This is a genomic window from Runella defluvii (assembly GCF_014195535.1).
In the GTDB taxonomy this organism is placed as follows: domain Bacteria; phylum Bacteroidota; class Bacteroidia; order Cytophagales; family Spirosomataceae; genus Runella; species Runella defluvii.
Map to the genome: position 1 here is coordinate 590,497 of NZ_JACIBY010000002.1, position 25,092 is coordinate 615,588.

At 44.2% G+C, this 25,092-nt stretch carries 26 protein-coding genes; 19 read left to right on the plus strand and 7 right to left on the minus strand.

The window, feature by feature from the left end; genetic code table 11:
* Nucleotides 1-28: 28 nt before the first annotated feature.
* The 8 genes from FHS57_RS07280 (at nt 29) to FHS57_RS07315 (ending at nt 9,272) form a co-directional block, all read left to right on the plus strand.
* Nucleotides 29-796, plus strand: a complete 768-nt coding sequence (locus tag FHS57_RS07280) for a hypothetical protein (RefSeq protein ID WP_183972198.1) — start codon at nt 29-31, stop codon at nt 794-796.
* 9 nt (nt 797-805) lie between these two features.
* Nucleotides 806-1,711, plus strand: coding sequence for a patatin-like phospholipase family protein (locus FHS57_RS07285; RefSeq protein WP_183972199.1), 906 nt, complete (start codon nt 806-808; stop codon nt 1,709-1,711).
* Nucleotides 1,712-1,866: 155 nt separating this feature from the next.
* Nucleotides 1,867-2,565 carry an NUDIX hydrolase gene (locus FHS57_RS07290; RefSeq protein WP_183972200.1) on the plus strand — a complete coding sequence of 233 codons (699 nt, stop codon included), beginning with the start codon at nt 1,867-1,869 and terminating at the stop codon, nt 2,563-2,565.
* A gap of 36 nt (nt 2,566-2,601) precedes the next feature.
* Entirely contained in the window at nt 2,602-4,248 is a 1,647-nt protein-coding gene (locus tag FHS57_RS07295) for a ribulokinase (RefSeq protein WP_183972201.1), read from the plus strand.
* Nucleotides 4,249-4,354: 106 nt separating this feature from the next.
* The gene (gene araA, locus FHS57_RS07300) at nt 4,355-5,839 is read left to right on the plus strand and encodes an L-arabinose isomerase (RefSeq protein WP_183972202.1); all 1,485 of its coding nucleotides are present in this window, start codon (nt 4,355-4,357) and stop codon (nt 5,837-5,839) included.
* 32 nt (nt 5,840-5,871) lie between these two features.
* Nucleotides 5,872-6,576, plus strand: coding sequence for an L-ribulose-5-phosphate 4-epimerase (locus FHS57_RS07305; RefSeq protein WP_183972203.1), 705 nt, complete (start codon nt 5,872-5,874; stop codon nt 6,574-6,576).
* Between the two features lie 136 nt (nt 6,577-6,712).
* Nucleotides 6,713-8,002 carry a hypothetical protein gene (locus FHS57_RS07310; protein WP_183972204.1) on the plus strand — a complete coding sequence of 430 codons (1,290 nt, stop codon included), beginning with the start codon at nt 6,713-6,715 and terminating at the stop codon, nt 8,000-8,002.
* Between the two features lie 106 nt (nt 8,003-8,108).
* Nucleotides 8,109-9,272 carry an aldose epimerase family protein gene (locus tag FHS57_RS07315; RefSeq protein WP_183972205.1) on the plus strand — a complete coding sequence of 388 codons (1,164 nt, stop codon included), beginning with the start codon at nt 8,109-8,111 and terminating at the stop codon, nt 9,270-9,272.
* A gap of 150 nt (nt 9,273-9,422) precedes the next feature.
* Here the strand turns inward: FHS57_RS07315 and FHS57_RS07320 are convergent, their stop codons facing one another.
* Together FHS57_RS07320 and FHS57_RS07325 are read right to left on the minus strand one after the other, a co-directional pair.
* Entirely contained in the window at nt 9,423-10,184 is a 762-nt protein-coding gene (locus tag FHS57_RS07320; protein WP_183972206.1) for a phosphoglycerol geranylgeranyltransferase, read from the minus strand.
* The gene (locus FHS57_RS07325) at nt 10,150-10,575 is read right to left on the minus strand and encodes a hypothetical protein (RefSeq protein ID WP_183972207.1); all 426 of its coding nucleotides are present in this window, start codon (nt 10,573-10,575) and stop codon (nt 10,150-10,152) included. Before FHS57_RS07325 ends, FHS57_RS07320 begins: the two co-directional genes overlap by 35 nt.
* Nucleotides 10,576-10,766: 191 nt before the next feature.
* Between FHS57_RS07325 and tatC the strand changes: the two genes are divergently transcribed.
* Nucleotides 10,767-11,669, plus strand: a complete 903-nt coding sequence (gene tatC, locus FHS57_RS07330) for a twin-arginine translocase subunit TatC (protein WP_183972208.1) — start codon at nt 10,767-10,769, stop codon at nt 11,667-11,669.
* A 17-nt stretch (nt 11,670-11,686) separates the two neighbouring features.
* On the plus strand, nt 11,687-12,433 hold the full coding sequence (locus tag FHS57_RS07335) for an ABC transporter ATP-binding protein (RefSeq protein ID WP_028524031.1): 747 nt from the start codon (nt 11,687-11,689) through the stop codon (nt 12,431-12,433).
* Here FHS57_RS07335 and FHS57_RS07340 read toward each other — a convergent pair.
* Nucleotides 12,413-12,868, minus strand: a complete 456-nt coding sequence (locus tag FHS57_RS07340) for an SRPBCC family protein (RefSeq protein ID WP_183972209.1) — start codon at nt 12,866-12,868, stop codon at nt 12,413-12,415. The genes FHS57_RS07335 and FHS57_RS07340 overlap by 21 nt on opposite strands.
* Nucleotides 12,869-12,970: 102 nt before the next feature.
* On the opposite strand from FHS57_RS07340, the gene FHS57_RS07345 reads away from it, so the two are divergent.
* From FHS57_RS07345 to wecB, 4 genes are all read left to right on the plus strand, one after another.
* A complete protein-coding gene (locus tag FHS57_RS07345; RefSeq protein WP_183972210.1) occupies nt 12,971-13,993 on the plus strand; it encodes a DNA cytosine methyltransferase in 1,023 nt (340 codons plus the stop codon).
* Nucleotides 13,977-14,993, plus strand: a complete 1,017-nt coding sequence (locus FHS57_RS07350; RefSeq protein WP_183972211.1) for a BsuBI/PstI family type II restriction endonuclease — start codon at nt 13,977-13,979, stop codon at nt 14,991-14,993. The genes FHS57_RS07345 and FHS57_RS07350 overlap by 17 nt, the downstream gene beginning before the upstream one ends.
* Before the next feature lie 66 nt (nt 14,994-15,059).
* Nucleotides 15,060-15,395 (plus strand): arsenate reductase, encoded by a 336-nt coding sequence (locus tag FHS57_RS07355; RefSeq protein WP_183972212.1) that lies wholly within the window; start codon nt 15,060-15,062, stop codon nt 15,393-15,395.
* Nucleotides 15,392-16,510 carry a non-hydrolyzing UDP-N-acetylglucosamine 2-epimerase gene (wecB, locus tag FHS57_RS07360; protein ID WP_221225563.1) on the plus strand — a complete coding sequence of 373 codons (1,119 nt, stop codon included), beginning with the start codon at nt 15,392-15,394 and terminating at the stop codon, nt 16,508-16,510. The genes FHS57_RS07355 and wecB overlap by 4 nt, the downstream gene beginning before the upstream one ends.
* A 31-nt stretch (nt 16,511-16,541) precedes the next feature.
* Here the strand turns inward: wecB and FHS57_RS07365 are convergent, their stop codons facing one another.
* Nucleotides 16,542-17,126: a 1-acyl-sn-glycerol-3-phosphate acyltransferase gene (locus FHS57_RS07365; protein WP_183972213.1), complete on the minus strand. Its 585-nt coding sequence runs from the start codon at nt 17,124-17,126 to the stop codon at nt 16,542-16,544.
* Nucleotides 17,127-17,271: 145 nt separating this feature from the next.
* Between FHS57_RS07365 and FHS57_RS07370 the strand changes: the two genes are divergently transcribed.
* Nucleotides 17,272-18,141 (plus strand): YitT family protein, encoded by an 870-nt coding sequence (locus FHS57_RS07370; protein WP_183972270.1) that lies wholly within the window; start codon nt 17,272-17,274, stop codon nt 18,139-18,141.
* Between the two features lie 41 nt (nt 18,142-18,182).
* On the opposite strand, the gene rfbB is transcribed toward FHS57_RS07370, so the two are convergent.
* Both rfbB and galE read right to left on the minus strand, forming a co-directional pair.
* Entirely contained in the window at nt 18,183-19,238 is a 1,056-nt protein-coding gene (rfbB, locus tag FHS57_RS07375; protein WP_183972214.1) for a dTDP-glucose 4,6-dehydratase, read from the minus strand.
* Between the two features lie 14 nt (nt 19,239-19,252).
* Nucleotides 19,253-20,281, minus strand: a complete 1,029-nt coding sequence (galE, locus tag FHS57_RS07380; protein ID WP_183972215.1) for a UDP-glucose 4-epimerase GalE — start codon at nt 20,279-20,281, stop codon at nt 19,253-19,255.
* 93 nt (nt 20,282-20,374) lie between these two features.
* On the opposite strand from galE, the gene FHS57_RS07385 reads away from it, so the two are divergent.
* Nucleotides 20,375-21,223: a transglutaminase-like domain-containing protein gene (locus FHS57_RS07385; protein ID WP_183972216.1), complete on the plus strand. Its 849-nt coding sequence runs from the start codon at nt 20,375-20,377 to the stop codon at nt 21,221-21,223.
* A gap of 12 nt (nt 21,224-21,235) precedes the next feature.
* Here FHS57_RS07385 and FHS57_RS07390 read toward each other — a convergent pair whose 3' ends face one another.
* A complete protein-coding gene (locus FHS57_RS07390; RefSeq protein WP_183972217.1) occupies nt 21,236-21,877 on the minus strand; it encodes a 4'-phosphopantetheinyl transferase family protein in 642 nt (213 codons plus the stop codon).
* Nucleotides 21,878-21,879: 2 nt separating this feature from the next.
* On the opposite strand from FHS57_RS07390, the gene FHS57_RS07395 reads away from it, so the two are divergent.
* From FHS57_RS07395 to uppS, 3 genes are all read left to right on the plus strand, one after another.
* Nucleotides 21,880-22,839, plus strand: coding sequence for a WD40 repeat domain-containing protein (locus FHS57_RS07395; RefSeq protein ID WP_229601276.1), 960 nt, complete (start codon nt 21,880-21,882; stop codon nt 22,837-22,839).
* Nucleotides 22,840-22,845: 6 nt separating this feature from the next.
* Nucleotides 22,846-24,231, plus strand: a complete 1,386-nt coding sequence (locus tag FHS57_RS07400) for an MATE family efflux transporter (protein WP_183972218.1) — start codon at nt 22,846-22,848, stop codon at nt 24,229-24,231.
* A gap of 67 nt (nt 24,232-24,298) precedes the next feature.
* Nucleotides 24,299-25,048 carry an undecaprenyl pyrophosphate synthase gene (gene uppS / locus FHS57_RS07405; RefSeq protein WP_183972219.1) on the plus strand — a complete coding sequence of 250 codons (750 nt, stop codon included), beginning with the start codon at nt 24,299-24,301 and terminating at the stop codon, nt 25,046-25,048.
* Nucleotides 25,049-25,092: the final 44 nt, after the last annotated feature.

Genomic DNA, 25,092 nt, shown 5'->3' on the forward strand with positions numbered 1-25,092 from the left:
CTCAACGTAAGTCAAACACTTTTCAATCGTGCATCGTATTATTTCCCCCAAAACGCTCTTAGGGTATGCCTTAGGCATTTCTATTACCCTCCCCTTCTATTCATGTCGGCGCATCGTAACAGGAACGATTAATTGCAAGGACATCGCCACTTATACGTCACCCTACGGCTTATTGAACTCCATTCAAGCGACCGTCGGCGACGTGTATTACATCAATCAAAAAGACAAGTTTGTGGGGTATATATTCCACGAACAACCCGATTCGAGCCATATTTTGGTGGATAATTCCATCAATTCTTTGATGATTTCGGCCGACATCAATTTATCGACCTCGCTTGATTCGGAGACGCCAAAAATCAAACTACTCTCGGCTAAAGTGGAAGAAAGTTTGGAGCGAAATACCCAACTCAAACTCAAAAATGCCACCCGTGTACGGCTGAATCGACCGTACTTTTTTCTCCAAAAAATCGAAACCGAACAAAACGAAACCTTTGCCAAGCTCAACCAGGACAATGTTTTGTTTATGGTGATTACGAGCGTCGTCTATTCCGATTCGCTATCGCTCCAAACCAAAAACAATAGCACAAACCAGAGTGGGATTCAGACCCTCAAAATTGAAGGCATCACGTTTCAGTTGACTTCCAACTGCAACGATTTAATCAACGTCGAAGGCAAAAAAACGGGGGTATTTTTTAAAGCATTGTTTTTCAGCTACGATAAAAACACCAAAAAGCTCGTTCCTTACACCCAACTCTTCGATTTCAAAAATTACGTTGTAAACACTGTTAACCAATAACTCAACCTTATGTCTATTTTTCCATTCCAACACCTTGTGTTCAAAGGCGGGGGCGTCAAAGGCATTGCCTACGTAGGTGCCATGAAAGCCCTCGAAGAAGCCAACATCAGTTCCCAAATCAACGGCTTTGCGGGTACGTCGGCAGGCTCTATTGTGGCTGCCTTGGGAGCTTGCCGCATTTCTTCCGATACCCTCAATACGTTTTTGGCCTCCACCAACTACGAAAACTTCAAAGACAAAGGAGGTATCTTCAATTTTGTGGAAGACCTTGCCAACAAATTTGGCCCTTACGAAGGCGATTATTTTTTGAACAGTTGGTTCAAAGTTTTTCTCCAACAACAAAATATCAATCCCGCCATTACTTTTGAAGAAGTGTATGCCCAGTTTGGAACCACGTTAAAGGTATTTTCAACGGACTTAAACACGCAACAAATTCAGGAGTTTTCAGTAGCAAAAACCCCCAATGTTCAAATCGCGATGGCGGTGAGAGCCTCCATGTCGATTCCTATGTTTTTCAAAGCATGGCAATTTCCTGACGCCAACCCCAGCAGCCACCTTTATGTGGACGGCGGCGTGATGTATAACTATCCAATTGATACGTTTGATAACGCAACCAGCCCAGCCGATGCTACTTTGGGCTTCTTCTTGGCCGACTTACAAAAAGCCGCCCCGCCCAACCAATTAACCTACGGCGTTGACCAATTAGAAACCTACATCAAGTCGCTGTTTGAAGCCTTGCTAAACTCTCAGAATTGGATGATTGAGAAGAATTTATACGAAAGCGACCGCACCATCCAAATTGATGATTTAGGAATTTCGGCTACTGATTTTAGCATTACACCGCAGCAAGTACAAGCTTTGTACCATTCGGGATATACCTCCACCAAAACATTTTTACAAGCTTTTCGAGGCTGATTTTACCCCTAACTTAGCGCCTCTTTTTTGTCCTAACTTTTTTGGAAAGTATTCCCAAAAAGGTTAGGCATTTTTAAATCAATAAATTCAAAAAAATAATTTGAAAAATAATAGAAAAGAGGGTAATATTGTGTCCAAACGACACATTCAGAAGAATGAACCAATACCCTCATTCAACCCGCTTACTGGTTGCCATCGACTGTATCATCTTCGGTTTTGACGGAGACGAGATAAAACTGCTAGTTATCAAACGTAATTTTGAACCAGAACGCGGCAAGTGGTCGCTGATGGGCGGGTTTGTAAATCAAGAAGAAGACCTGGAAGTTGGAGCTGAACGGATTTTGTATGAACTGACAGGACTAAATAATATTTATGTCGAACAATTACTGACGTTTGGCAAGGTCAATCGTGATCCCGTCGAGCGCACCATTTCGGTTGTTTTCTTTGCGCTTATCAACATCCACAGCCACGACGAAGAGTCTGTTCGGGCACACAATGCTCATTGGGTAAGTTTAAAAAATATGCCCCAACTCATTTTTGACCACGAAAAAATGGTTCAGAATGCCCTTGAGCGCCTGCGCTATAAAGCCGCCCTCCACCCCATTGGTTTTGAGCTCCTGCCCGAAACATTTACCATTCCTCAATTACATAAACTTTACGAAGCCATTTACGGAATGCAGTTGGACAGACGCAACTTCAGTCGTAAGATTTTGTCCACGGGCTTGCTGGTAGATACGGGCGAAAAAAATGAAAACTCGGCGACAAAAAAAGCCGTTTTGTACCGCTTAGACAAAGAAAAATACGAAGACAAGTTTCACTCTTTTTGGTATTTCATGCCAGAACCTTCCGCCTAAACAGTTAATATTCAACGAAATAGAACAAAATATATCATGCAACATCAATACACTATTGGGCTCGACTACGGTACTGATTCGGTTCGGGCCTTGGTTGTAGATACCCAAACGGGTGAAGCAGTGGGTACAGCCGTACATTACTACGAACGTTGGAAAAAAGGGCTCTACTGCCAACCTGAGTTATCTCAATTTCGCCAACACCCGCTCGACTACGTTGAAGGGCTTGAAGCATCTATCAAAGGGGCATTACAAGGACTTCCAAGCGAAGTAGCAGCCAATATCGTAGGAATTTCGATTGACACGACAGGCTCTACCCCTGTGGCCGTCGATGAACAAGGCACTCCGCTCTCACTCCTTCCCGAATTTGCCGAGAACCCCAACGGCATGTTTATTCTTTGGAAAGACCATACCGCCAACGCCGAAGCCGAGGAAATCAACGAAGTAGCCCACCGCTGGCCCATTGATTACACCAAATACGTCGGGGGCATTTATTCTTCGGAATGGTTTTGGGCAAAAATTTTACGTACCCTCCGCGTCGATGAGCAGGTACGTGCCCGTGCCTTTTCGTGGGTAGAACACTGCGACTGGATTTCGGCGGTGCTAACGGGTAACACCCATCCGTTAGAAATGAAACGCTCACGCTGCGCCGCTGGACATAAAGCCATGTGGCACAACGAGTTTGACGGCTTGCCCGCCGAAGATTTCTTGGTAGCTATTGACCCACTCTTAGAAGGATTGCGCGCGCGTTTATTCCAAGACTCCCATACTTCCGACCAAGCCATGGGCGTGATTTCGGAAGAATGGGCCACTCGTCTTGGTTTGCCCAACAATGTCGTGATTGGCGTTGGAGCTTTCGACTGCCACATGGGCGCCGTTGGAGCCGAAATTCAACCCTACGATTTTGTGCGGGTCATGGGTACTTCTACCTGCGATATGCTCATTGCTCCCAACGAAGAAATCGGGCACCTGTTGATTCGCGGTATTTGTGGGCAAGTCGATGGTTCGATTATCCCAGGAATGCTCGGAATGGAGGCAGGTCAGTCGGCTTACGGCGATTATTACGCGTGGTTCCAGCGGGTCATTACCGAACCTGTGCGCACATTGCTGGGTGAAGCTGCCGCCGAAGAGCTCGCCCAAAAACTGATTCCATACCTTTCGGAAGAAGCCGCCAAACTACCCGTGACGGACAAAGACCCCGTGGCGCTCGATTGGGTCAATGGCCGACGTACCCCCGACGCCAACCACTCACTCAAGGCTGCCATTTCTGGACTTAACCTCGGCACAGACGCCATCAAACTGTTTAAAGCCATTGTCGAAGCTACGGCATTTGGTTCCAAAGCCATTGTGGACCGCTTCATCAACGAAGGTGTTCCCATCAAACAAGTCATTGCAATCGGAGGTGTGGCAAAAAAATCACCCTTTGTAATGCAAACGCTCTCTGACGTTTTAAACATGCCCATCAAAGTGGCTAGTTCGGACCAAGCCTGCGCCTTAGGGGCAGCTATGAATGCCGCAGTCGCCGCAGGAGTGCACCCAACATTATTGGACGCTCAAAAAGCGATGGGCTCAGGTTTTGATGCGCTTTACGAGCCAAATACTAACAAAACCCCTGTTTATCAAAAACTTTATCAAAAATACATCCAACTTGGCGAGTTTGTTGAAAAGGGCATTTCAGTGAATTAACCTTGCAAATCTTACATCCCGATGTAAGATTTGCAAGGTTAATGGAGAGTATGTAGTGTCCTCGAAATCATCGACCATTTAACAACATTAAATTTAATTACCTAATATGCTCAAACAGTTTGAAGTCTGGTTTGTCACAGGAAGCCAGCATTTATACGGAGAAGAAACGCTCCGTCAAGTTGACGAACACTCTCAAATCATTGCCGATTTTTTCAACGACTCCCCTACCATCCCCGTACGAGTTGTTTTTAAGCCCGTTGTCAAAACGCCCGACGAGATTTTGACTATCTGCAAAGAAGCCAACAGCACTCCTAACTGTGTGGGTATCATCACGTGGATGCACACATTTTCGCCCGCTAAAATGTGGATAAATGGCCTCAATGCACTTCAACTTCCGTTGCTCCATTTACATACCCAATTTAACCGTGACATTCCATTCAACGACATTGACATGGATTTCATGAACCTCAACCAATCGGCGCACGGCGACCGTGAGTTTGGGTTTATCATGACTCGGATGCGTCTCAATCGCAAAGTGGTCGTAGGGCACTGGCAGTCAGAAAATGTTCTCGAAAAAATCAACATTTGGAGCCGCGTTGCCGCCGCTAAATACACCATGCAAACCATGAAAGTGGTGCGTTTTGGGGACAACATGCGCCAAGTAGCCGTAACAGACGGCGACAAAGTAGCGGCCGAAATGAAGTTTGGATTTTCGGTCAATACCCACGGAGTAGGCGATTTGGTAAAGTACATTAATCAGATTTCGGAAGCCGATATTTTTACCCTTCTTCAAGAATACGAAGACACCTACGAGATGATGCCATCGTTGCTCAACGGCGGCTTGATGCGTCAGTCGGTCTTTGAAGCAGCACGTATCGAACTCGGTATCAAAGCATTTTTGGAAGAAGGTGGTTTTTCGGCTTATACCAATACCTTTGAAGACCTTCACGGAATGCGCCAACTTCCAGGCATTGGCTCTCAGCGCATGATGGCCGCAGGCTACGGCTACGGTGGCGAAGGCGACTGGAAAACCTCAGCCATGGTACGCGTCATGAAAGTAATGGCGAGTGGCTTAAAGGGTGGCAACTCATTTATGGAAGATTATACCTACCATTTCGACCCCGCCAATCCGATGGTACTCGGCTCGCACATGCTCGAAATTTGCCCAAGCATTGCCGCCAATAACGTCAAATGCGAAGTACATCCGTTGGGAATTGGTGGAAAAGAAGACCCCGTTCGTTTGGTATTCAACGCTGCCGCAGGACCTGCCCTCAACGTTTCATTGATCGACTTAGGCAACCGTTTCCGTTTGTTAGTCAACGAAGTAGAAGCCGTAGAAGTAACCGAAACTTTCCCAAAACTTCCAACGGCGCGCGCCCTGTGGAAACCCCAGCCAAGCATGGAAGTCGGCCTGCAAGCGTGGATTTTGGCGGGCGGTGCTCACCACACCGTTTACAGTCAAAACTTGACGACCGAATACATCGAAGATTTTGCCGAAATGCTAGGGGTAGAGCTCGTTGTCATTGACAAAAATACGACCATTCGTGGGCTCAAAAACGACCTACGTTTCAGTGAAGTAGCGTACAAATAGTTTTTGTGTTAGAATTTTAGCCACCACCAAGTATGAGTATTTACCAATCGCTGAAAGAAGAGTGTTTTGAGGCCAATATGCAGCTTCCCAAGCTCGGGCTAGTGCTTTTTACCTTTGGTAATGTAAGCGCCGTTGACCGCTCGAAGGGCGTGTTTGCCATCAAACCAAGCGGAGTTCCGTACGAGCACCTACGTCCAGAAGACATTGTTATCATGGATTACGACGCCAAGGTGGTCGAAGGCAGTATGCGCCCATCGTCTGATACAAAAACGCACGCGTTGTTGTACAAAACCTGGGAAGACATCGGCGGAATCACCCATACGCACAGCACCTATGCCGTGGCTTGGGCCCAAGCGGGTCTCGATATTCCCATTTTTGGCACCACCCACGCTGACCATACCCACCAAGACATCCCTTGTGCACCCGTCCTTACCGACGCCATGATTGAGGGCGATTATGAACACGAAACGGGCAACCAGATTTTTGACGTCTTCACGGCCAAAGGAATTTCACACAAGGAAGTTGAAATGGTTTTATTACAAAATCATGGCCCATTTACGTGGGGAAAAAACGCGGAGAAATCGGTGTATAATGCTGCGGTATTGGAAGAAGTAGCACGGATGGCTTACCTCACGCTACAAATCAACCCCAATACTCCGCGTATTAAAGATACGCTCCGTATGAAACACTACGAACGTAAGCATGGCAAAAATGCCTACTACGGACAAGGATGTTAGAAATTTGCAACAATACTCTTCTTAAGCTAAATAATACTAGGAGAGTATTGTTACAAAAAAATGCTAGAGATTAACATTTTTATTTAATAAATTACGGCCAATTTTATATTATTCGTATTTAATTTAACGCTTGCACATGAAAAAAATAACAACAGATTACTGTGAATTAATTATTTTACGGGTTATAATTTTTTTATTTTTCACTTCTTCTTTTATTTTTATTATTTTAACAAATGAAAACAAGTTTGACGAATCTTTCCACTTAATAGATATAAACAATTATTTTTCTCATGGAATAAATATTAAATCCCTTAAAAATCACACTACTCCAACTGGCCCAGGGAGCCACATTTGGGCTACTTTTTGGGGAAAACTATTTGGTTATAATATTATTACTTTTCGATTTAGCGTATGGTTTTGTTGGCTCTTTATTTATATTTTACTTGAACATTTATTCAAGGAAAAAAGGAGAAATACTAATACAGTTGCGTTGCTTTTATTTTCAACTCCATACGCGCCTACCCTCGCAGGTCTTCTAATGACAGAAGCCTTCGGATTATTTTGTGCTTTAATGGGAACACTACTATTAATTATATCATTCAAGGTAAAAAAACACTCAATACTATTAATAACTTCAACCTTATTTATGGGCATTGCAATTATTTCTCGATTATATTTTTTATGCCTAGCACCTTCTTTTTTTATGCTAATGTTTCAGAAAAAACTCTCTACATCTTTATCATTTACTTATTCAAGTATTTTAATAGCCAATATAATACTTATATTTCCTTTCCTATCCTTATGTTTAATTTGGGGGGGAATTATCCCGCCAAGCTACTATAAAGTTCACTCAGCACAAAATCTACATCTAGCGCTTAATTTTCCAAGATTTATCTCTGTATTAATGTACCTAGGTGCTTATTTATCTCCTATCATAACCCTTCAACTCATTCAAAAAGAAATAAAGATAGAAATAAAGACGATTATTATTTTACTTATTATCTCTGTCTTTATATTTTCTTATGTATATGTATGGAACATTGATACAACTTTCACAAAATCAGGTCTAATAAATTATATTGATCAAAAAATTCGTTTTTTAAACCCAACTATTGGATATATTTTTTATTTTTTTTCAATTTTTATCTCTATTTTTAGCTTATATTATTTCAATAAAAACTTTAAATCACTCAAAAAAAACGACATTATAATATTTTGTTATTATACAATTGTATTCTTCCTCATATTACAGATATTTATTTCTGGAAACAACCCATTTTACGAAAGATACCTTATTCACATCTTACCTTTTTTGTGGATTATTTGCGGAAATATGAAATTCAAAAAGACCATTTTGTTTTACGTTTTTATATTAGCAGGTATTTTCATAGGTCAATTAGCACTCTGGAGGTGGTATTTTGAGTAAGTTTAATAAAAGTCACCTATTATCTCCTTTATAATTAGTTTTATAAATTCAACTAAATATAGCTTCTAAAAAATAATTCAATTATTTCAACCCAACCAATTATTCCATGAAATCCACTTTTTTGCCCCTCCTTTTGGCAGGGCTAGTCATTTTCCAAAGTTGCTCCAACAAATCCTCAGAAAGCAGTGAGTCAACTACCGAAACGCAAGCGCTCAAAATTGAAAAAACCGATTTTGGCAAACTTCCTGACGGACAAACCGCCGAGCTTTATACCCTTAAAAACGCCAATGGTATGGAAGCAAAAATCACCAATTATGGCGGCATCATTACCCATCTTACGGCCCCTGATTCTAGCGGTGTGTTCGACAATGTGGTTTTGGGGTACGACTCCTTAGCAGGATACCTCAAATCGAGCCCTTATTTTGGCGCACTGGTAGGTCGGTACGGAAACCGCATTGCCAAAGGGAAGTTTACACTTGATGGTAAAACGTACACATTGGCTGTCAACAACATGGTCAATCACCTTCATGGTGGTACAGTAGGCTTCGATAAAGTTCTTTGGAAAGCCGAACCGATTGAAGGTGAAGAGCCTGCGCTTAAACTTTCGTACGTAAGCAAAGACGGCGAAGAAGGCTACCCAGGCAATCTGAACGTAACGGTGACTTATACGCTTCAAAAAAACAACTCGATTAAAATTGATTACACTGCCACTACCGACAAAGCAACGGTCATTAACTTAACCAACCACACGTATTTTAACCTAACGGGAGCAAAACGTGATATTCTTGATCACCAACTGACCTTGAACGCCGACCGCTTCTTACCCGTTAACGAAACATTGATTCCAACGGGAGAATTAAAACCTGTGGCTGGAAATGTATTTGATTTTACCAAAGCGACGGCCATTGGTGCACGTATCAATGACCCTAAAGACCAACAAATCAAGTACGGTGGTGGCTACGACCACTGCTGGGTGTTGAATAAAAAAGACAAGGAGCTTAGTCTAGCTGCTACGGTATATGAGCCTACAACGGGCCGTATCATGGAAGTTCAGACGACCGAACCTGCGATTCAGTTTTACACAGGCAATTTCTTGGACGGCAGCATCACAGGTAAGAAAGGGATAAACTATCCAAAACGCTTTGCCCTCTGCCTCGAAACCGAGCATTACCCCGATTCACCTAACCAATCAGCATTCCCAACAGTGGTGCTAAAACCAGGTGAAACGTACCAAACAACAACGATTTATACGTTTTCTGCGAAGAAATAATGAAATGAAAAGGGCAAGTGGGCAAAGGGCATAAAAGGCAAGAGGCAAATGAGCAAGGAGCAAAATGCAAATTGGCAAGAATCAAGTTTTGCCCTTTGCCCACTTGCCTCTTTGCTAACTTGCCTATTTGCTATTTGTCCCTTCCTTCTTTCAGACGGTTACTTTATCATTAAAAGCCCTGACAAGTTGGGCAATTTCGGGAAGTAAATCGGGATTTTGTTCAATGCCGTTTCCTACCACAATCACATCAGCACCTGCTTCCAGAGCGGCTTGTGCTTTGAACGGAGAATTGATTCCTCCACCCACAATGATGGGCGTATCTACTGCTTTGCGAACAGCCGCAATCATCTCAGGCGAAACGGGTTTTTGAGCCCCACTACCTGCATCCAAGTACATCACTTGAAGCCCCAACAATTCGCCTGCCATGGCCGTACAAGCGGCTACGCTAGGTTTATCGTGCGGAATAGGCGTGGTGTTGCTGATGTAAGAAACCGTCGTTGCACGGCCACTTTCCACCAGCATATACCCCGTAGGTACTATTTCCAATTGACTACGTTTCAACAGAGGAGCTGCCACCACGTGTTGGCCAATGAGAAGTTCAGGATTACGTCCCGAAATCAGCGACAACAACAAAATAGCGTCGGCGGAAGGCTCAATGTGAAGGCTATTGCCAGGAAATAAAATGGCAGGGATGGATGTATGCTCGTGAATGGCCTTGATGATGTCGTCGGCGGCATAGCGTGTAATGAGGCTTCCTCCGACAAAGAAGAAATCAACCCCGTGACGTACACTCTCGGCCAATAAAAAAGGAAACGACGAAAACTCGACCTTATCGGGATCGAGCAAAACGGCAAATGCCTTACGTCTTTCTTGAAGATTATCCTGGAGTATCGTTCGTATTCTTGACCTCATTCGTTTGTTGCTGTGTAGCCAAAAAATCCATTAATTTTTGACGTGCTATATCCAACGCCCACGTCATCGCCAACGAAGTCGCTGTTTTTACTAACCACGACGGTTGGTTGTTGGTTCGTTCGGGCAATGCAAAAGATGCTTGTTGTTTGGTTTTGACTTCGGGCTCATCGTCTGGTAACAGTAGTTCTAGTACTAAATAAACCGCCGCAATTGCCCCGCCTATCACCAAAGCCTGCTTACCGACACGCGCCGCGTCATCTTTCAAATCCGTCATTTTTTCTTCCAAGAGTTTACGGTACCCTTCCGATACCTCCTTCAGCTCCGTTTTGCGGCTGTTGGTATCTCCGAAAGGCTCTTCAAACGAAAGGATATTTTTAGGAAGTGATGCCATTGGGTGGTTATTTTATCGTTAAGCATTAAAATCTGCTTAAAAAAATCAGCTAATTCTTTCTCAAAAGTCGTAAAAACCTCTTAGATGCCCAAAACAGAACCTTATTTTTAAAGAAATTGTAATGCAAACACGTCGAAGCGCGTACCTTTGTAGTTCCTATACATTACCAATCATTCCTTATTTGAAACAAAATGCCACTCGATCAAGAATTTGACAACCCCACCCACGAAGAATCAGAAATGACGTTCATTGAGCACCTCGAAGAACTACGCTGGCACGTTATCCGAGCCGTAGGTGCAATTATTGTTTTTACCATTGGGGCATTCATCTTTATTGAAGAGATATACGATAAAATTATTTTGGCCCCCTCTCGTTCGGATTTCTGGACTTACCGAATGTTGTGTAAAATCGCAGATTTCACAGGAGCCCAAGGGCTTTGCATCAACCAACTTGATTTTGAGCTTCAAAGCCGCGAAATGGCAGGGCAATTTACGATGGCCTTGATGTCGGCGCTTATCATTGGCCTTCTCTTTGCGTTTCCGTATGCGTTTTGGGAAGTTTGGCGATTCATTAAACCAGGTCTAAAATCCTCTGAGCGCAAAATGTCGCGCGGGGCGGTATTTTACGTTACGTTTTTGTTTATGTCAGGGGTACTTTTTGGTTATTACATTGTTGCTCCATTGGCCATCAACTTCCTTGCCAATTTTAAGCTTGACCCGCGCATCAAAAACCAATTCGATATTACATCATACGTAGGCTTAATTTCTATTTTGACCCTTGCCTGCGGTCTTACGTTCCAATTGCCTGTTGTCGCTTTTGTACTTTCTAAAATTGGTTTTCTCAATCCACGCTTCATGCGTGAATATCGCCGCCATGCGTTCGTCGTCATTCTTATTTTAGCCGCAATCATCACGCCTTCACCTGATGTTCTTAGCCAAGTATTGGTGGCCTTACCGCTTTCGTTGCTTTACGAAATCAGTATTTTTGTATCGGCTTGGGTAGAGCGTAACAAGAAAGCCGACGCGGAACTCGAAGCCAAACAAGAGGAAGACGATGCTTTTAACAACCCTTGGACACCCGACGCCGATGTCTAATGAAAATCATAGCATAAATGATTCAGTTTATTGATATACAAAAATCGTTTGAAGGACGAATGGTATTGGGAGGTGTCTCAGGCACATTTAAGCCTGGCGACACCAGCCTTATCATTGGCGGTAGTGGGACGGGAAAAAGCGTTTTGCTCAAATGCTTGATTGGCCTTATTCGCCCTGACAACGGCCAAGTACTCTACAATGACCGCGATTTTTGGAACAGCGACGAAGAAGTACGAAAACAAGTTCGCCGCGAAATGGGGGTTTTGTTTCAGGGCGGGGCATTGTTTGATTCTAAAACAGTAGCACAAAACGTACGATTTCCACTCGATATGCTCACCGACATGAGCGAGAGCGAAAAAAACGACCGTGTCATGGTTTGTCTCACGCGCGTAGGGCTTGACCATGCTGTCAATCGGATGCCTTCTGAAATTAGTGGGGGGATGAAAAAACGCGTCGGTATTGCTCGGGCGATTGTAATGAACCCCAAGTATTTGTTTTGCGACGAACCCAACTCCGGCCTCGACCCACTTACTTCGATTAAAATCGACGAGTTAATCAAGGAAATTACGGACGAATACAACATCACCACCGTCGTCATTACGCACGATATGAACTCGGTGCTCGAAATTGGGGAGAAAGTAATGTTTCTTTACAAAGGCTATAAACTTTGGGAAGGCGACAACAACACCATTCTCCAAGCCGATGTTAAAGAGCTCAACGAGTTTGTCTTTGCCAGCAAGCGCCTACGAGAGATGGGGAGATAACGCAAACGCTTTCTTATAAATGGGTTTTCGGTAGGCAAACTGCGCCCACAACAACGGGTACATCAAATAGTCGATTACCCAAAGAGGTGTTCTAAATTCAATTTCGTCCGCAATGATTGTACCGCCTGCTTTTTCACGGATGATTCGGTGGCGATGCCGCCAAAAGCGCAAGAAAAAAGGCAGTTTTGTTCCCTCATCAACAAAATAAATCTCTGATTCGGACGACTGTTGTTCCGTAATCCGACTAATCCATTGCTGTTTAAAAAGGAGAAAATTCAGTTCCAATACCACCATATCGCCCGCTAGGCAACCATCAAACCGCACGACCCGCACGGGAGGAAACGGCGGACTAAGCTTGCGAAACAGTTCCTCATTAAACCCTTGCCAAACCACTTGATACGGCTGACTTACATGCGTTTGAATACGTAATTTCATGCAGTATAAACTTCCTGCTCTGCAAAAAGTTTTCGAGTTTTAGTAGTTTTACCAAAGTATCACCAACCCTTGCGGCTAGGAAAAATTTTGTAATTTTACCCAATGGAATACTGGAAAGAGATAGATAACAAGCTTCAACCTTGGATTGATACAGATTTAAACAAAACGGTAGTTGACCTTTTTGCAGGTTGTGGCGGCTTGTCTCTTGGGTTTGAAGCGAATGGTTTTAAAACCATTGGCTTCGAAATGGACGCAAACGCATCAAGTACTTACAATAAAAATCTTCTAGGAGAATGTTTCACTGAAAAACTTACCCCTGAATCAATTTATCCAAAGGCAGATATTGTTATTGGCGGCCCTCCTTGTCAGCCTTTCAGTGTTGGAGGAAAACAACTTGGTTTAAAAGATGCCAGAGACGGTTTTCCCATTTTCCTCTCTGCCATTCGCCAACTAGCGCCTGAAGTTCTTATGTTTGAAAATGTCCGTGGGATGTTGTATAAAAACCAATGGTATTTAAAGGAAGTCATTAATGAACTTGAGCGGCTTGGCTATTACATCGACTACGCCCTTTTGAACGCGGTAAATTACGAAGTCCCTCAAAATAGAGAACGAGTGATTGTCATTGGCGCTAAAACCAACATCAAACTTCCTCCACCCATTCGGAGAACCATTACAGCAGGTGAGGCATTGGGAACACTTGCATTTGAGTTTGACGAAAAATCCAAATTTTTCACCGAATCAATGGATAAGTACGTTGCAAATTATGAGAAAGCTTCCAAATGTATCAATCCTAGAGACCTGTATTTAGATAAACCTGCCCGTACACTCACTTGTAGAAACCTTGCTGGGGCCACAGGAGACATGCACAGGGTTAGATTAAAAGATGGTCGAAGAAGAAGATTGACCGTCAAGGAAGCTTCGCGATTACAAAGTTTTCCTGATTGGTTTGAATTTCAAGGAACAGAAACGCATCAATTTAATCAAATAGGTAATGCAGTAGCTCCTAACTTCGCCTTCCATTTAGCCAAACATATTAAAAAGCACCTCACAATAAAATCAGCGAACGAAGCTCCTATTATTGAGTTTGGGCAACTAAAATTATTTGAGAATGAAGCAGTATATTAATTCTTCTACTTCAAAAACATTCAACGAAAAGCCAAAAGCAATTCAAGAACTCATCAATGTAGCATTATATATTCTCGAAACTTTTGGAATTCCTATTGAAGGCTCAGCTAGAAGGCTTGAACGAATGGCTCTTGCTTTTTTAGCCACTGGCGACATCAAAACGCAAGGAGATATACCTAAAGCCAAAGATTTAACAATTGGATTTTCGCTTAAAACGAGAGACATCATTCAGTATCTCAACCAGCATTTTAACGAAACAATTAGCCCTGGCTCGTATGATAATATCCGAAGAAATGACTTAAAATTGCTTACAATTGCTGGAATTGTCGTTCAGTCAAGCCCAAATTCAGCGACAAATGATTCAACTCGGGGGTACGCACTGAACCCGATTTACGCCCAGCTCCTACGAGATTTTGGAAAAGAAACATGGGGAGAAATTGTAACCAATCAATTAAAAAATAATGATACTTTATCCCAAAAGTTAAAGCGAGAAAGAAATATTTCAAAAGTCGAAGTTTTGCTTCCTTCTGGAAAGCAGCTTGTGTTTTCTACAGGCGAACACAATACATTACAAAAAGCAATTATCGAAGAATTCCTTCCAAGATATGGTTTTGGGGCAGGAGTTCTGTATGTTGGTGATACCAGTGACAAATACCTTTTTCTTGACAAAGAGAAGTTAGCAGCGCTAAGTTTCTTTGAAATTTCTCACGAAGAACTTCCCGATATCATTGCTTACTCAAAGAAGAAGAATTGGCTTTACCTGATTGAAGCTGTCCATTCTTCTGGACCTATTTCTGAAATTCGACTTCTACAACTTCAAAAACTAACCCAAAATTGTACCGCAAGCATCGTTTATATCACTGCTTTCAATTCTCGACAAAAATTTAGGCAGTTTATGACCGAAATCGCGTGGGAAACAGAAGTTTGGATTGCTGATAACCCAGACCATTTAGTCCATTTTAACGGGGACAAATTTCTCGGCCCTTATCATAAAGAGTAATTCAACAGCGTTGTAGCTCCTATTGAATTAGATACATAACAAAAGTTTTCGACCATTACTTACACTATGCTTACTGTTTACGGTATTTCTAACTGCGACACCATCAAAAAAACACTCAATTGGCTCAAATCCAACCAAATGGAATTCTTATTCCATGATTATAAAAAGCAAGGAGTTTCGCGCGAAACAATTGAAAATTGGCTCTCTCAAACCGATTGGACAACGTTGGTAAATAAAGCAGGGACTACCTTTAAAGCACTTTCTGACGAGCAAAAAGCAGCTATTGTCGATTCGCAAAGTGCCCTTGAATTGATGCTCGAAAAACCTTCGTTGATTAAACGTCCCGTGATTGAAAACAGCGGAAAAATCGTAAAAATTGGTTGGAAACCCGAAGGATTATGAGAATCCTTACTGTTTTTGGCACCCGCCCCGAGGCCATCAAAATGGCCATGCTGGTTCGTCAGCTCCGCCACCACCCGCATTTTGAGCATAAATTATGCGTAACGGGTCAGCATCGCCACATGCTCGACCAAGTGCTCGAATTGTTTGAGCTAACGCCTGACTTTGACCTCAACATCATGCAAGCGGGGCAGGATTTGACCGACATCACGTGTCGAATCCTCACGGGATTACGTACCCTTTTCCAGTCGTATCGCCCCGACCTCGTGCTCGTACACGGCGATACCACTACTTGCATGGCTACGTCGTTGGCGGCTTTTTACGCTGGCATTAAAATAGGTCACGTTGAGGCAGGACTACGCACAGGAAACTTGCAATCGCCTTTTCCTGAAGAAGCCAATCGACTCATCACCGACCGCCTCGCCAACTATTATTTTGCCCCTACCAACCGCAATGTAGAAGCTTTGGTACGTGAAGGTGTTGCCCCAAACGTGATTATCAAAACAGGAAATACCGTCATAGACGCACTCCTGCACGTAAGCAAACAAGTGGAAGGGTTTTCGGAACGGGTATCAGAGGACTTGAAGCAGCTTTTTTCTACCAATCGCAAGATTTTATTGGTTACAGGGCATCGTCGCGAAAACTTTGGCGAAGGTTTTATTCAAATTTGTGACGCTTTACGTGAACTTGCCCAGCAGCATCCGAGCTTAGAAATTGTCTATCCTGTTCATCTCAACCCTAATGTTCAACGGCCTGTCTATGAACGCTTAGGGGACTTGCCCAATGTACACTTACCTGCCCCGATGGATTACGCCGATTTTGTGTATGCGATGAAAAAAAGTTGGGTCATCCTGACCGATTCAGGTGGTGTACAAGAAGAAGCTCCGAGTTTGGGCAAACCCGTGCTGGTCATGCGCGACACCACCGAGCGCCCCGAGGCAGTCGAAGCGGGAACCGTTCGGCTCGTGGGAGCCAATCGCGCTACCATCACCCAAGCCGTTACTGAGCTTTGGACACAAGCGTCTGTCTATCAAGCAATGTCAGAAGCCAACAACCCCTACGGTGATGGTTTTGCGAGTCAACGAATTATTGATTTTCTAGCGAGCATTGTCGGTTAGGAGTAACCGACGCCACAAACCTACGGCACAGCTAACGCCCTTCTTTGGGCAAAGGGATTTCTCCTGTTTGGGCGTAGTTGACCAACCATTCTTTTTTAGGACCTTGAATTGTGAGAAAAAAATCGTAGATGGGCTTCATGTCCTTCACAAAATCGCCCGTGGGATAAATAACATCGCCAAAAACCACTGCTTTTCGTGGATAATCAAAGCCTACCAAAATAATGGGTACTTTGGCTTTTAGGGCCATGTAATAAAAGCCCGTTTTTAGTTTTGACACATTGCTGCGTGTTCCTTCGGGAGCAATGGCAATGTGAATTGTTTCGTTTTCTTGAAACGTAGCCGCTACCGCCTCCACCAAGTTATTGTTTTTTGTCCGATCTACAGGGTACCCGCCAAGCCCGCGAAATAGCCAGCCAGAATACCACTTAAACAACGCACTTTTTCCGAGGTAGCCAATTTTAAGATTTATGTACGCCCTCACGCCTACACCTACAAAAAAATCAGAATTGTACCAATGCGGGCTTACAAGCCATATCCCTTTTTTTAGTTCGGTGGGTGCATGTCCTATTGTACGCCAGCCAACTAGCCGATAAAGTAGTCCAAAAAGCCAATTCATGAAGTGTAAAAGGTTAGGTTTTTCTCAAATGTAACGACCACTTGCGTTTTCAGCAACATTTCTTCACTTTTTTGAAAAAAGGAAACGATATTGTATTTTATGCGTTACAATAAGTAATGAACCACTCTTTTCTATTTCGATGAATATGCAAGGAATTACCAAACGTTCTTTACTAAAAGATGCTATTTTAATTACAGCAGGTATTTTTAGCGCGGGACTTGGCCTGAAAGGTTTTTTACTTTCGAGCCACTTTATTGATGGCGGTGTCACGGGCATTTCTATGCTTCTTTCGTCCATCTTAAAAGTACCTCTGGCTGTACTTATTCCTATCATTAACCTACCATTTATTTTGATGGGCTACCGTCAAATCGGTTTAGCGTTTGCCATCAAAAGTACCTTTGCCATTACGGGTTTATCCATCTGCCTAGCTTTTGTTCACTTCCCCGATGTGACTCCCGACTTGTTATTAACATCCGTATTTGGTGGTTTTTTTATTGGGGCTGGTATTGGGTTAGCCATGCGAGGAGGTGCTGTTTTGGACGGTACAGAAGTAGCGGCATTGCTTGTTAGCCGTCGAAATTCTACGATTCGCGTTGGTGATGTGATTTTGGGCATGAACATTCTCATTTTTGCCACGGCGGCCTACTTTTTGGGCGTTGACATTGCCCTTTATTCGATGCTAACCTACTTCACCGCCTCCAAAACCGTCGATTATTTGATTCATGGTATCGAAGAATATACAGCCGTCTGGATTGTTTCTGACCATCACGAAGCCATCCGCGAAATGATTACGGACAAACTCCACAAAGGGGTCACAGTCTTAAACAGTGAAAAAGGTTTTGGAAAACGTGGACTTCAAAACCAAGAAACTAAAGTGCTCTACTCAGTCGTGACTCGACTAGAAGTCAGCCGTTTACGGGATGCCATTTCAGAAATAGACCCGCAGGCTTTTGTAGTCCAACACGGAATTGACGATGCCCGTGGAGGGATTGTAAAAGAAAGGGCATTGCACTAATGTGCAACGCCCTTTAAAATTATTCGCTAAATCAGTCTTAGTTAGCGATCTTCGTACATCCCTTCGTAGTATTTTTGATAATTACCCGACGTTACATTGTCGAGCCATTCTTGGTTATCTAAGTACCACTGCACCGTTTTTTCAAGCCCTTGCTCAAACGTCACCGACGGCTTCCAGCCTAGCTCGTTCATTAACTTTGCGGGATCAATGGCGTATCTCAAATCGTGACCAGCGCGATCGGTCACGTACGTAATCAATTGTGCCGACGTGCCTTCTTCACGGCCTAGTTTTTGGTCCATGATAGTACACAGCAAATGCACCAAATCAATATTTTTCCACTCGTTGCAACCGCCAATGTTATACGTTTCGCCGTTGACACCCTGATGAAAAATAGCATCAATCGCCCGTGCATGGTCTTCTACGTACAACCAATCACGCACATTTTCGCCTTTTCCATACACTGGAAGCGGTTTGTGGTGGCGAATATTGTTGATCATCAACGGAATCAATTTCTCTGGAAAGTGATTAGGGCCGTAGTTGTTTGAGCAGTTTGAAATTACTACTGGAAGTTTGTACGTATTCTGATACGCTCTTACAAAGTGGTCAGACGAGGCTTTTGAAGCCGAATAAGGCGAACGTGGGTCGTACTTGGTCGTTTCCACAAAAAACTCGTTGGGGTCATGAAGTTCTCCATAAACCTCATCAGTCGAAACATGATAAAAACGGCGTCCTTCCTCTTTTCCTTTCCAGCACTGACGGGCCGCGTTGAGTAAGTTGACCGTTCCGATGACGTTGGTCACCACAAAAGCCATTGGATCAGAAATTGACCTGTCCACGTGCGATTCGGCCGCCAAGTGAATGACTCCTGTGAAATCATTGTCTTTAAATAATTTATCAATAAATGCCGCATCGGTTATGTCGCCTTTAACAAAACGGTAATTAGGGGCATTTTCAATGTCTGTAAGATTGGCAAGATTCCCTGCGTACGTCAGTGCATCGAGATTCACAATCTGATACGCTGGGTATTCGGTCACAAAACGGCGCACTACGTGTGAGCCAATAAAACCTGCTCCGCCTGTAATAAGTATAGTTTGCATAAAATGTGTTTCTGTTAAACAGTTGCGTTATCTGCTGCCAATGCTTGTTGCCAGCGCCAAGCATCCCGAAGTGATTCTTCGAGCGTTTTTTCAGCTTTCCAGCCCATCACATTGTGCGACTTATCTACCTGAGCGTAAATTTGCTCAATGTCACCCGCACGACGAGGCCCGATTGCGTAATTTAGCTTGATGTTATTTACTTGCTCAAACGTCTGAATCAAACGAAGCACCGTTACGCCTTCGCCCGTTCCTACGTTGAACACGTCATAAAAGTTATCTTCTTCGGTTTTGGCCAATAGCTCAAGTGCTTTTACGTGTGCTTTAGCCAAGTCCACCACGTGGATAAAGTCACGAATACAAGTACCGTCGGGGGTGTTGTAGTCGTCCCCAAATACCGTTAATTTTTCGCGTAAACCCGCCGCAGCTTGCGTCAAATAAGGAACCAAATTGCTTGGTACACCGCGCGGCAACTCCCCAATTTGCGCCGATTCGTGCGCACCCACTGGATTAAAATAGCGCAACGAAATCGCTTTAAGACCCGTTTTTGAGATGACCACGTCACGAATAATGTCTTCACAAATACGCTTGGTATTTCCGTACGGTGAAGCCGCTTCTTGGCGAGGTGTTTCTTCCGTCACAGGTAGCACGTCAGGTTGTCCATACACCGTACACGACGAAGAAAATACAAAGCTTTTTACGCCAAACTCCTGCATTACTTTCAACATCGCAAGCGTAGAGCCTAGGTTGTTTTGGTAATACATCAATGGCTTTTCCACCGACTCTCCTACGGCTTTACTTGCCGCAAAATGAATCACGCCATCGAATTTTTCTTTTGCAAATATTTGCCGCAACGCTGTCTCATCATTGCAATCGGCGCTGTATGACACAACAGCCTTCCCAATAATAGATTCTAGCCTGCTAAGTACTTTTTCTTCTGAGTTACTGAAGTCATCAATGATAACTGGCTCAAAACCTGACTGATGCAGTTCAACAACCGTATGAGAGCCAATAAAACCAGCTCCTCCTGTGACCAATATTTTCATGTAAAGTGTAGAAAATTGAATGACAAAACTATAAAATTTGGGCACTGAAAAAAAAATGTTTTTCTTTAACGCAAACTTCACTGACATTGCTCCATGACAGAACAAGAAATCAAAGCGCTGGTTTCGCTTCTCGACGACGACGACAAAGAGGTGTTGCAGTTGGTTGAAAAAGAAATTAGACAGCAAAGAGAGATTATCATTCCCTATTTAGAGAATGAGTGGGAAGGTGCGGGCTTTAATCCAAAAATTCAGCGCCGCATCGAAGAATTAGTGCACGAGCTTCAGTTTGAAGTCTTGCTTGAACGCCTGTCCACTTGGCACCACGGCGGAGCAATTGACTTACTGGAAGGGCTCTGGGTAATTGCTACCTACCAATATCCTGATTTGTCGCTGGAAAGCCTCCGAAGCGACTTCGAACAGTTTTATTACGAAACATGGCTTGAGTTTAAAGAAGACATGCACCCGATTGATCAAATTCGAGCTTTGAATCACGTCTTTTTTTCAAAGCTAAAGTTTGGTTCAAACACCAAAAATTTCCACGCGGCAAGCAACTCGATGATCAACATCGTGTTGGAATCCCGCAAGGGGAATCCTATTACCCTGTGTTGTATTTACATGATTGTGGCCCAACGCCTCAATATGCCCGTTTACGGGGTCAATTTACCTAACCTTTTTGTACTTACTTACAAAAAGGACGCAGTGCAGTTTTACATCAATGTCTTTAACAAGGGCTTGGTGTTTATGCGCTCCGACATCGACCATTACATTGCGCAGCTCAACCTCAAGTCCAACGATTCGTTTTATCAGCCTTGTTCTAACCTCGACATCTTGCGTCGGGTTCTTCGGAACCTTACGCTTGCATTTGAAAAAACGGGCGATAGCGATAAAGTAAAAGAAATTGAGCGAATGTCCGCAGTGTTACAGGAACCGATTGAGGAATAAAGGAACGGCTTATTACACTGCCAACACCCCCAAAAAATCGTCCACCCGAAAACGGTACAGGCGGTGTTGTTGGCGTGGTAGTGGGGTATGAATGGGAAAAATTTCGCCCGTAAAAAAGTCGTTTTCGTCGGTAAAAGGGTGAACGAAAATTTCCTCCTTAAAACTCAAATTTCGAGTACCGTGCAATTTGTACAACGCTTCTTTGGCACACCAGTACGTGCAAAGGCGCTCTAGCTGCTCGCCCGCGTGGGTTGTTTCTGAATCCGAAAGGAATTTGGGCGCCACGCGGGCGAGCTTAGGCGCAACTCGTTCTAAGTCCACGCCAAGGGATACCGACGGGTGCAAGGCCACCACCACAAACCGCGCCGTGTGCGTAAGCGAAATTTCCGCTACGGCATTGTTCAAAAACGGTTTTCCAAAATTGTCTTTCTGCATCCCTGTATAAATACGCCCACTGGCTTCTACAATCGACTGCATCGCTCGTCTGCCAGTTATCCATTCCAATCGTTTTTGTGGATGCGAGATGGTCTCATATTCGGCCCATTCTTCGGCCGTGGCCACAAGTCCTTCTTGCAATTCTTCGATAGGCTCAAAAATCTCCCAAATCAGGAGCAAACATTCCTCAAAAACAGTCCACTGGCGAACGATAGGCATAGATGCAATCTTTTGGTGTAACTTTGCACAAAAATACGGGCGTTTGGAATTTTATGCTTCAAGTAACTAAAATAGACACATTTTCTGGTCACCGCGACTGCGTATATGCGCTTCAACCTTCGGCAGAAGATAAGTACTTTTATTCAGCCGGTGGCGATGGCATGATTGTCAAGTGGGACCTAACCCGTCCTGATTGGGGCGATGTTGTCGCTCAAGTGCCTGCATCTGTCTATGCTTTGGCATTTGACACTACCCAAAACCAACTGTGGGTAGGACAAAACTACGAAGGAATTCAGGTCATTGACCCGCTCGAAAAACGCGTTGTCGCTTCGGCACAACTGACCACAGCCGCCATTTTTGACATTGTTTTTTTTGAAAACCAAGCGTTTTTGGCTCTTTCAGACGGCGTTGTTATCGTAATGGACCGTCAAGCATTTGCCGTTCGTAAACATATCAAAGCCAGTCAGCAGTCAGCGCGGTGTATCTCCATTAATGCCCTTACCCGCGAAATAGCCATCGGTTATAGCGATAACTACATCCGCGTGTTTGGTATCGACGAGCTAGACTTACGACACACGTGGGAAGCCCATAGCAATTCTGTTTTCTCAGTTTGCTTCTCGCCCGACGGCCGCTATTTGTTATCGGGAAGCCGCGATGCGCACTTGAAAATCTGGGACGTAGCCAATGGATACGCACTTCATCAAGACATTGTCGCTCACCTTTTCGCCATCAATCACCTTACTTACAGCCCCGACCAACGGTTGTTTGCCTCGTGTAGCATGGACAAATCAATCAAGCTATGGGACGCGACCACTTTCCGACTTCTCAAGGTGATTGACCGTGCTCGACATGCAGGTCACGGTACTTCCATCAATAAACTCCTTTGGACGTCCTTTCACAATCAACTCATTTCAGCCAGCGACGACCGTCGAATTTCGGTCTGGGACATAAAGACCAACTAAACAGCCATGCGTAAATTTTTTGATTTATTTTTACAAGCCCTCAAAGGCGAAGAGCACGAATATACTTCGGGCAGTATCAATCGCGCCATTTTTCTACTATCCGTACCCATGATTTTAGAAATGGTCATGGAATCGCTCTTTGCGGTTGTCGATATTTTCTTTGTATCTAAAGTCAACACCGACGCCGTTGCGACGGTAGGACTTACCGAATCTGTCTTAACGCTTGTTTACTCCGTGGCCATTGGCCTTAGTACGGCTGCAACCGCCATCGTGTCGCGACGTATCGGAGAGAAACAACACGCCGAAGCAGGCCATGCCGCAGCGCAGGTTATTTTGGTGTCAGTTGTGTTAGGTATCACGATTGGGCTTGGTGGTTTTTTTGGGGCAGAGACCATCCTACGTGCCATGGGTGGCAGCGAAAACCTCATCGCCTCAGGGGCCAATTTCACCCGAATTATCTTTGCCAGTAGCCCCGCTATTATTTTGCTTTACACCCTTAGCGGCGTTTTACGGGGAGGCGGAGATGCCGCCGTAGCAATGCGCTCGCTTTGGATTGCCAACGGCGTCAATATGCTTCTTTGCCCACTTTTTATCTTTGGTTGGGGGCCTGTTCCTGCATTTGGAGTAGCGGGCTCAGCCATGGCCACCACCATAGGCCGCAGTCTTGGGGTTCTGTACCAGTTATATGCTTTGACCAAGGGCAATGGGGTTGTCAAAGTACTTTCATCACAACTCAAAGCCGATTTCACCATTATTCGTAACCTTATCAGTGTTTCGGCGGGTGGTACGGGCCAATTCCTTATTGCTTCTGCCAGTTGGGTATTCCTGACCCGTATTTTGTCAGACTTTGGCCCTCAAATTGTGGCAGGTTATACCATCGCCATTCGCGTTATTGTGTTTACCATTTTACCTTCGTGGGGCATGGCCAATGCCGCTGCCACTTTGGTAGGACAAAACCTTGGCGCAAACAAGCCCGAACGCGCCGAAACCTCAGTTTGGCGAGCAGCCTTCTTCAACTTTGTGTTTTTGGCCGTCGTTGCTGTCATATTTTTTGTCTTTTCGGCCAACATTATTAGCTGGTTCAACGACGACCCCACCACGGTATCCACGGGCGTCAACTGCCTACGAATCATTTGTTTTGGGTATTTATTTTTTGCTTATGGGATGGTTATCAGCCAGTCGTTCAACGGCGCAGGCGATACCCTGACCCCAACTCTCATGAACTTGGTTTGCTTTTGGGCTATCGAAATCCCCCTTGCTTATTTCTTAGCAAAATACCTCGATTTAGGCCCCAACGGCGTGTATATTTCCGTTGCATTCAGCGAGTCAATGCTTGCTGTGGTGGGGATTCTCCTTTTTAGACGCGGAAAGTGGAAAACCAAGAAGGTATAGCCTCAAGGTTTATCCTTTTGATTACCTGATAATTTCCTCTAACTTTGCAGGCCATTTTTAAGTGCGAATGAAAGAACAGATAGACCGTACTAGACTTCCTCAACATATCGCCATCGTGATGGATGGCAACGGCCGCTGGGCCAAGCAGCGCGGTGCCATGCGGGTGTTTGGGCACAGAAACGCTATTAAAGCCGTACGCGAAGCCACCGAAGGCTGCGCTGAGCTGGGCATTAAGTACCTGACATTGTATGCGTTTTCGACCGAAAACTGGGGGCGACCTGAAGCCGAAGTAAGGGCCTTGATGGAACTATTGGTACATACAATCGGCGATGAGCTTCCCACATTGCAAAAAAATAACGTCAGGCTTGACACCATTGGCGACACGGCAAGTTTGCCTAAATCTTGCCAAAAAGAGCTATCGCAAGCTATAGAAAAAACGAAGCATAACACAGGTCTTAATCTAATATTGGCCTTAGGATATAGTGGCAAATGGGATATTATCCAAGCCACCCAACGTTTAGCGCAGCAAGTGAAAGACGGTTCGTTGAAGTCAGAAGACATTACCGAAGACTTACTTAACCAAACGCTCTCGACCTATCCCCGCCCCGATGTTGACCTGATGCTACGCACAGGAGGCGACCACCGCATCAGTAATTTCTTGCTGTGGCAGTTGGCTTATGCCGAGCTTTACTTCTACGACGAGGTCTTTTGGCCAGACTTCCGCCGAGAGCATTTACATGAGGCCATTTTGTCGTTTCAACAACGAGAAAGACGTTTTGGTAAAACCAGTGAACAGATTGTGACCGAAGCGAAATAAACCCCTTCTTTTGCCGTTAGTAGAAAATGGGAAAGAACAGTGTA

Excerpts from the sequence above, each read along its gene's own strand:
- uppS (WP_183972219.1), top strand. The coding sequence starts at position 24,299 with ATGAAAGAACAGATAGACCGTACTAGACTTCCTCAACATATCGCCATC.
- FHS57_RS07385 (WP_183972216.1), top strand. The coding sequence starts at position 20,375 with ATGACAGAACAAGAAATCAAAGCGCTGGTTTCGCTTCTCGACGACGAC.
- FHS57_RS07325 (WP_183972207.1), bottom strand. The coding sequence starts at position 10,575 with ATGGCATCACTTCCTAAAAATATCCTTTCGTTTGAAGAGCCTTTCGGA.
- rfbB (WP_183972214.1), bottom strand. The coding sequence starts at position 19,238 with ATGCAAACTATACTTATTACAGGCGGAGCAGGTTTTATTGGCTCACAC.
- FHS57_RS07355 (WP_183972212.1), top strand. The coding sequence starts at position 15,060 with ATGCTTACTGTTTACGGTATTTCTAACTGCGACACCATCAAAAAAACA.
- FHS57_RS07350 (WP_183972211.1), top strand. The coding sequence starts at position 13,977 with ATGAAGCAGTATATTAATTCTTCTACTTCAAAAACATTCAACGAAAAG.
- araA (WP_183972202.1), top strand. The coding sequence starts at position 4,355 with ATGCTCAAACAGTTTGAAGTCTGGTTTGTCACAGGAAGCCAGCATTTA.
- tatC (WP_183972208.1), top strand. The coding sequence starts at position 10,767 with ATGCCACTCGATCAAGAATTTGACAACCCCACCCACGAAGAATCAGAA.
- wecB (WP_221225563.1), top strand. The coding sequence starts at position 15,392 with ATGAGAATCCTTACTGTTTTTGGCACCCGCCCCGAGGCCATCAAAATG.
- FHS57_RS07305 (WP_183972203.1), top strand. The coding sequence starts at position 5,872 with ATGAGTATTTACCAATCGCTGAAAGAAGAGTGTTTTGAGGCCAATATG.
- FHS57_RS07395 (WP_229601276.1), top strand. The coding sequence starts at position 21,880 with ATGCAATCTTTTGGTGTAACTTTGCACAAAAATACGGGCGTTTGGAAT.
- FHS57_RS07295 (WP_183972201.1), top strand. The coding sequence starts at position 2,602 with ATGCAACATCAATACACTATTGGGCTCGACTACGGTACTGATTCGGTT.
- FHS57_RS07310 (WP_183972204.1), top strand. The coding sequence starts at position 6,713 with ATGAAAAAAATAACAACAGATTACTGTGAATTAATTATTTTACGGGTT.
- FHS57_RS07320 (WP_183972206.1), bottom strand. The coding sequence starts at position 10,184 with ATGAGGTCAAGAATACGAACGATACTCCAGGATAATCTTCAAGAAAGA.
- galE (WP_183972215.1), bottom strand. The coding sequence starts at position 20,281 with ATGAAAATATTGGTCACAGGAGGAGCTGGTTTTATTGGCTCTCATACG.
- FHS57_RS07365 (WP_183972213.1), bottom strand. The coding sequence starts at position 17,126 with ATGAATTGGCTTTTTGGACTACTTTATCGGCTAGTTGGCTGGCGTACA.
- FHS57_RS07340 (WP_183972209.1), bottom strand. The coding sequence starts at position 12,868 with ATGAAATTACGTATTCAAACGCATGTAAGTCAGCCGTATCAAGTGGTT.
- FHS57_RS07315 (WP_183972205.1), top strand. The coding sequence starts at position 8,109 with ATGAAATCCACTTTTTTGCCCCTCCTTTTGGCAGGGCTAGTCATTTTC.
- FHS57_RS07390 (WP_183972217.1), bottom strand. The coding sequence starts at position 21,877 with ATGCCTATCGTTCGCCAGTGGACTGTTTTTGAGGAATGTTTGCTCCTG.
- FHS57_RS07290 (WP_183972200.1), top strand. The coding sequence starts at position 1,867 with ATGAACCAATACCCTCATTCAACCCGCTTACTGGTTGCCATCGACTGT.
- FHS57_RS07400 (WP_183972218.1), top strand. The coding sequence starts at position 22,846 with ATGCGTAAATTTTTTGATTTATTTTTACAAGCCCTCAAAGGCGAAGAG.
- FHS57_RS07335 (WP_028524031.1), top strand. The coding sequence starts at position 11,687 with ATGATTCAGTTTATTGATATACAAAAATCGTTTGAAGGACGAATGGTA.
- FHS57_RS07345 (WP_183972210.1), top strand. The coding sequence starts at position 12,971 with ATGGAATACTGGAAAGAGATAGATAACAAGCTTCAACCTTGGATTGAT.
- FHS57_RS07285 (WP_183972199.1), top strand. The coding sequence starts at position 806 with ATGTCTATTTTTCCATTCCAACACCTTGTGTTCAAAGGCGGGGGCGTC.
- FHS57_RS07370 (WP_183972270.1), top strand. The coding sequence starts at position 17,272 with ATGCAAGGAATTACCAAACGTTCTTTACTAAAAGATGCTATTTTAATT.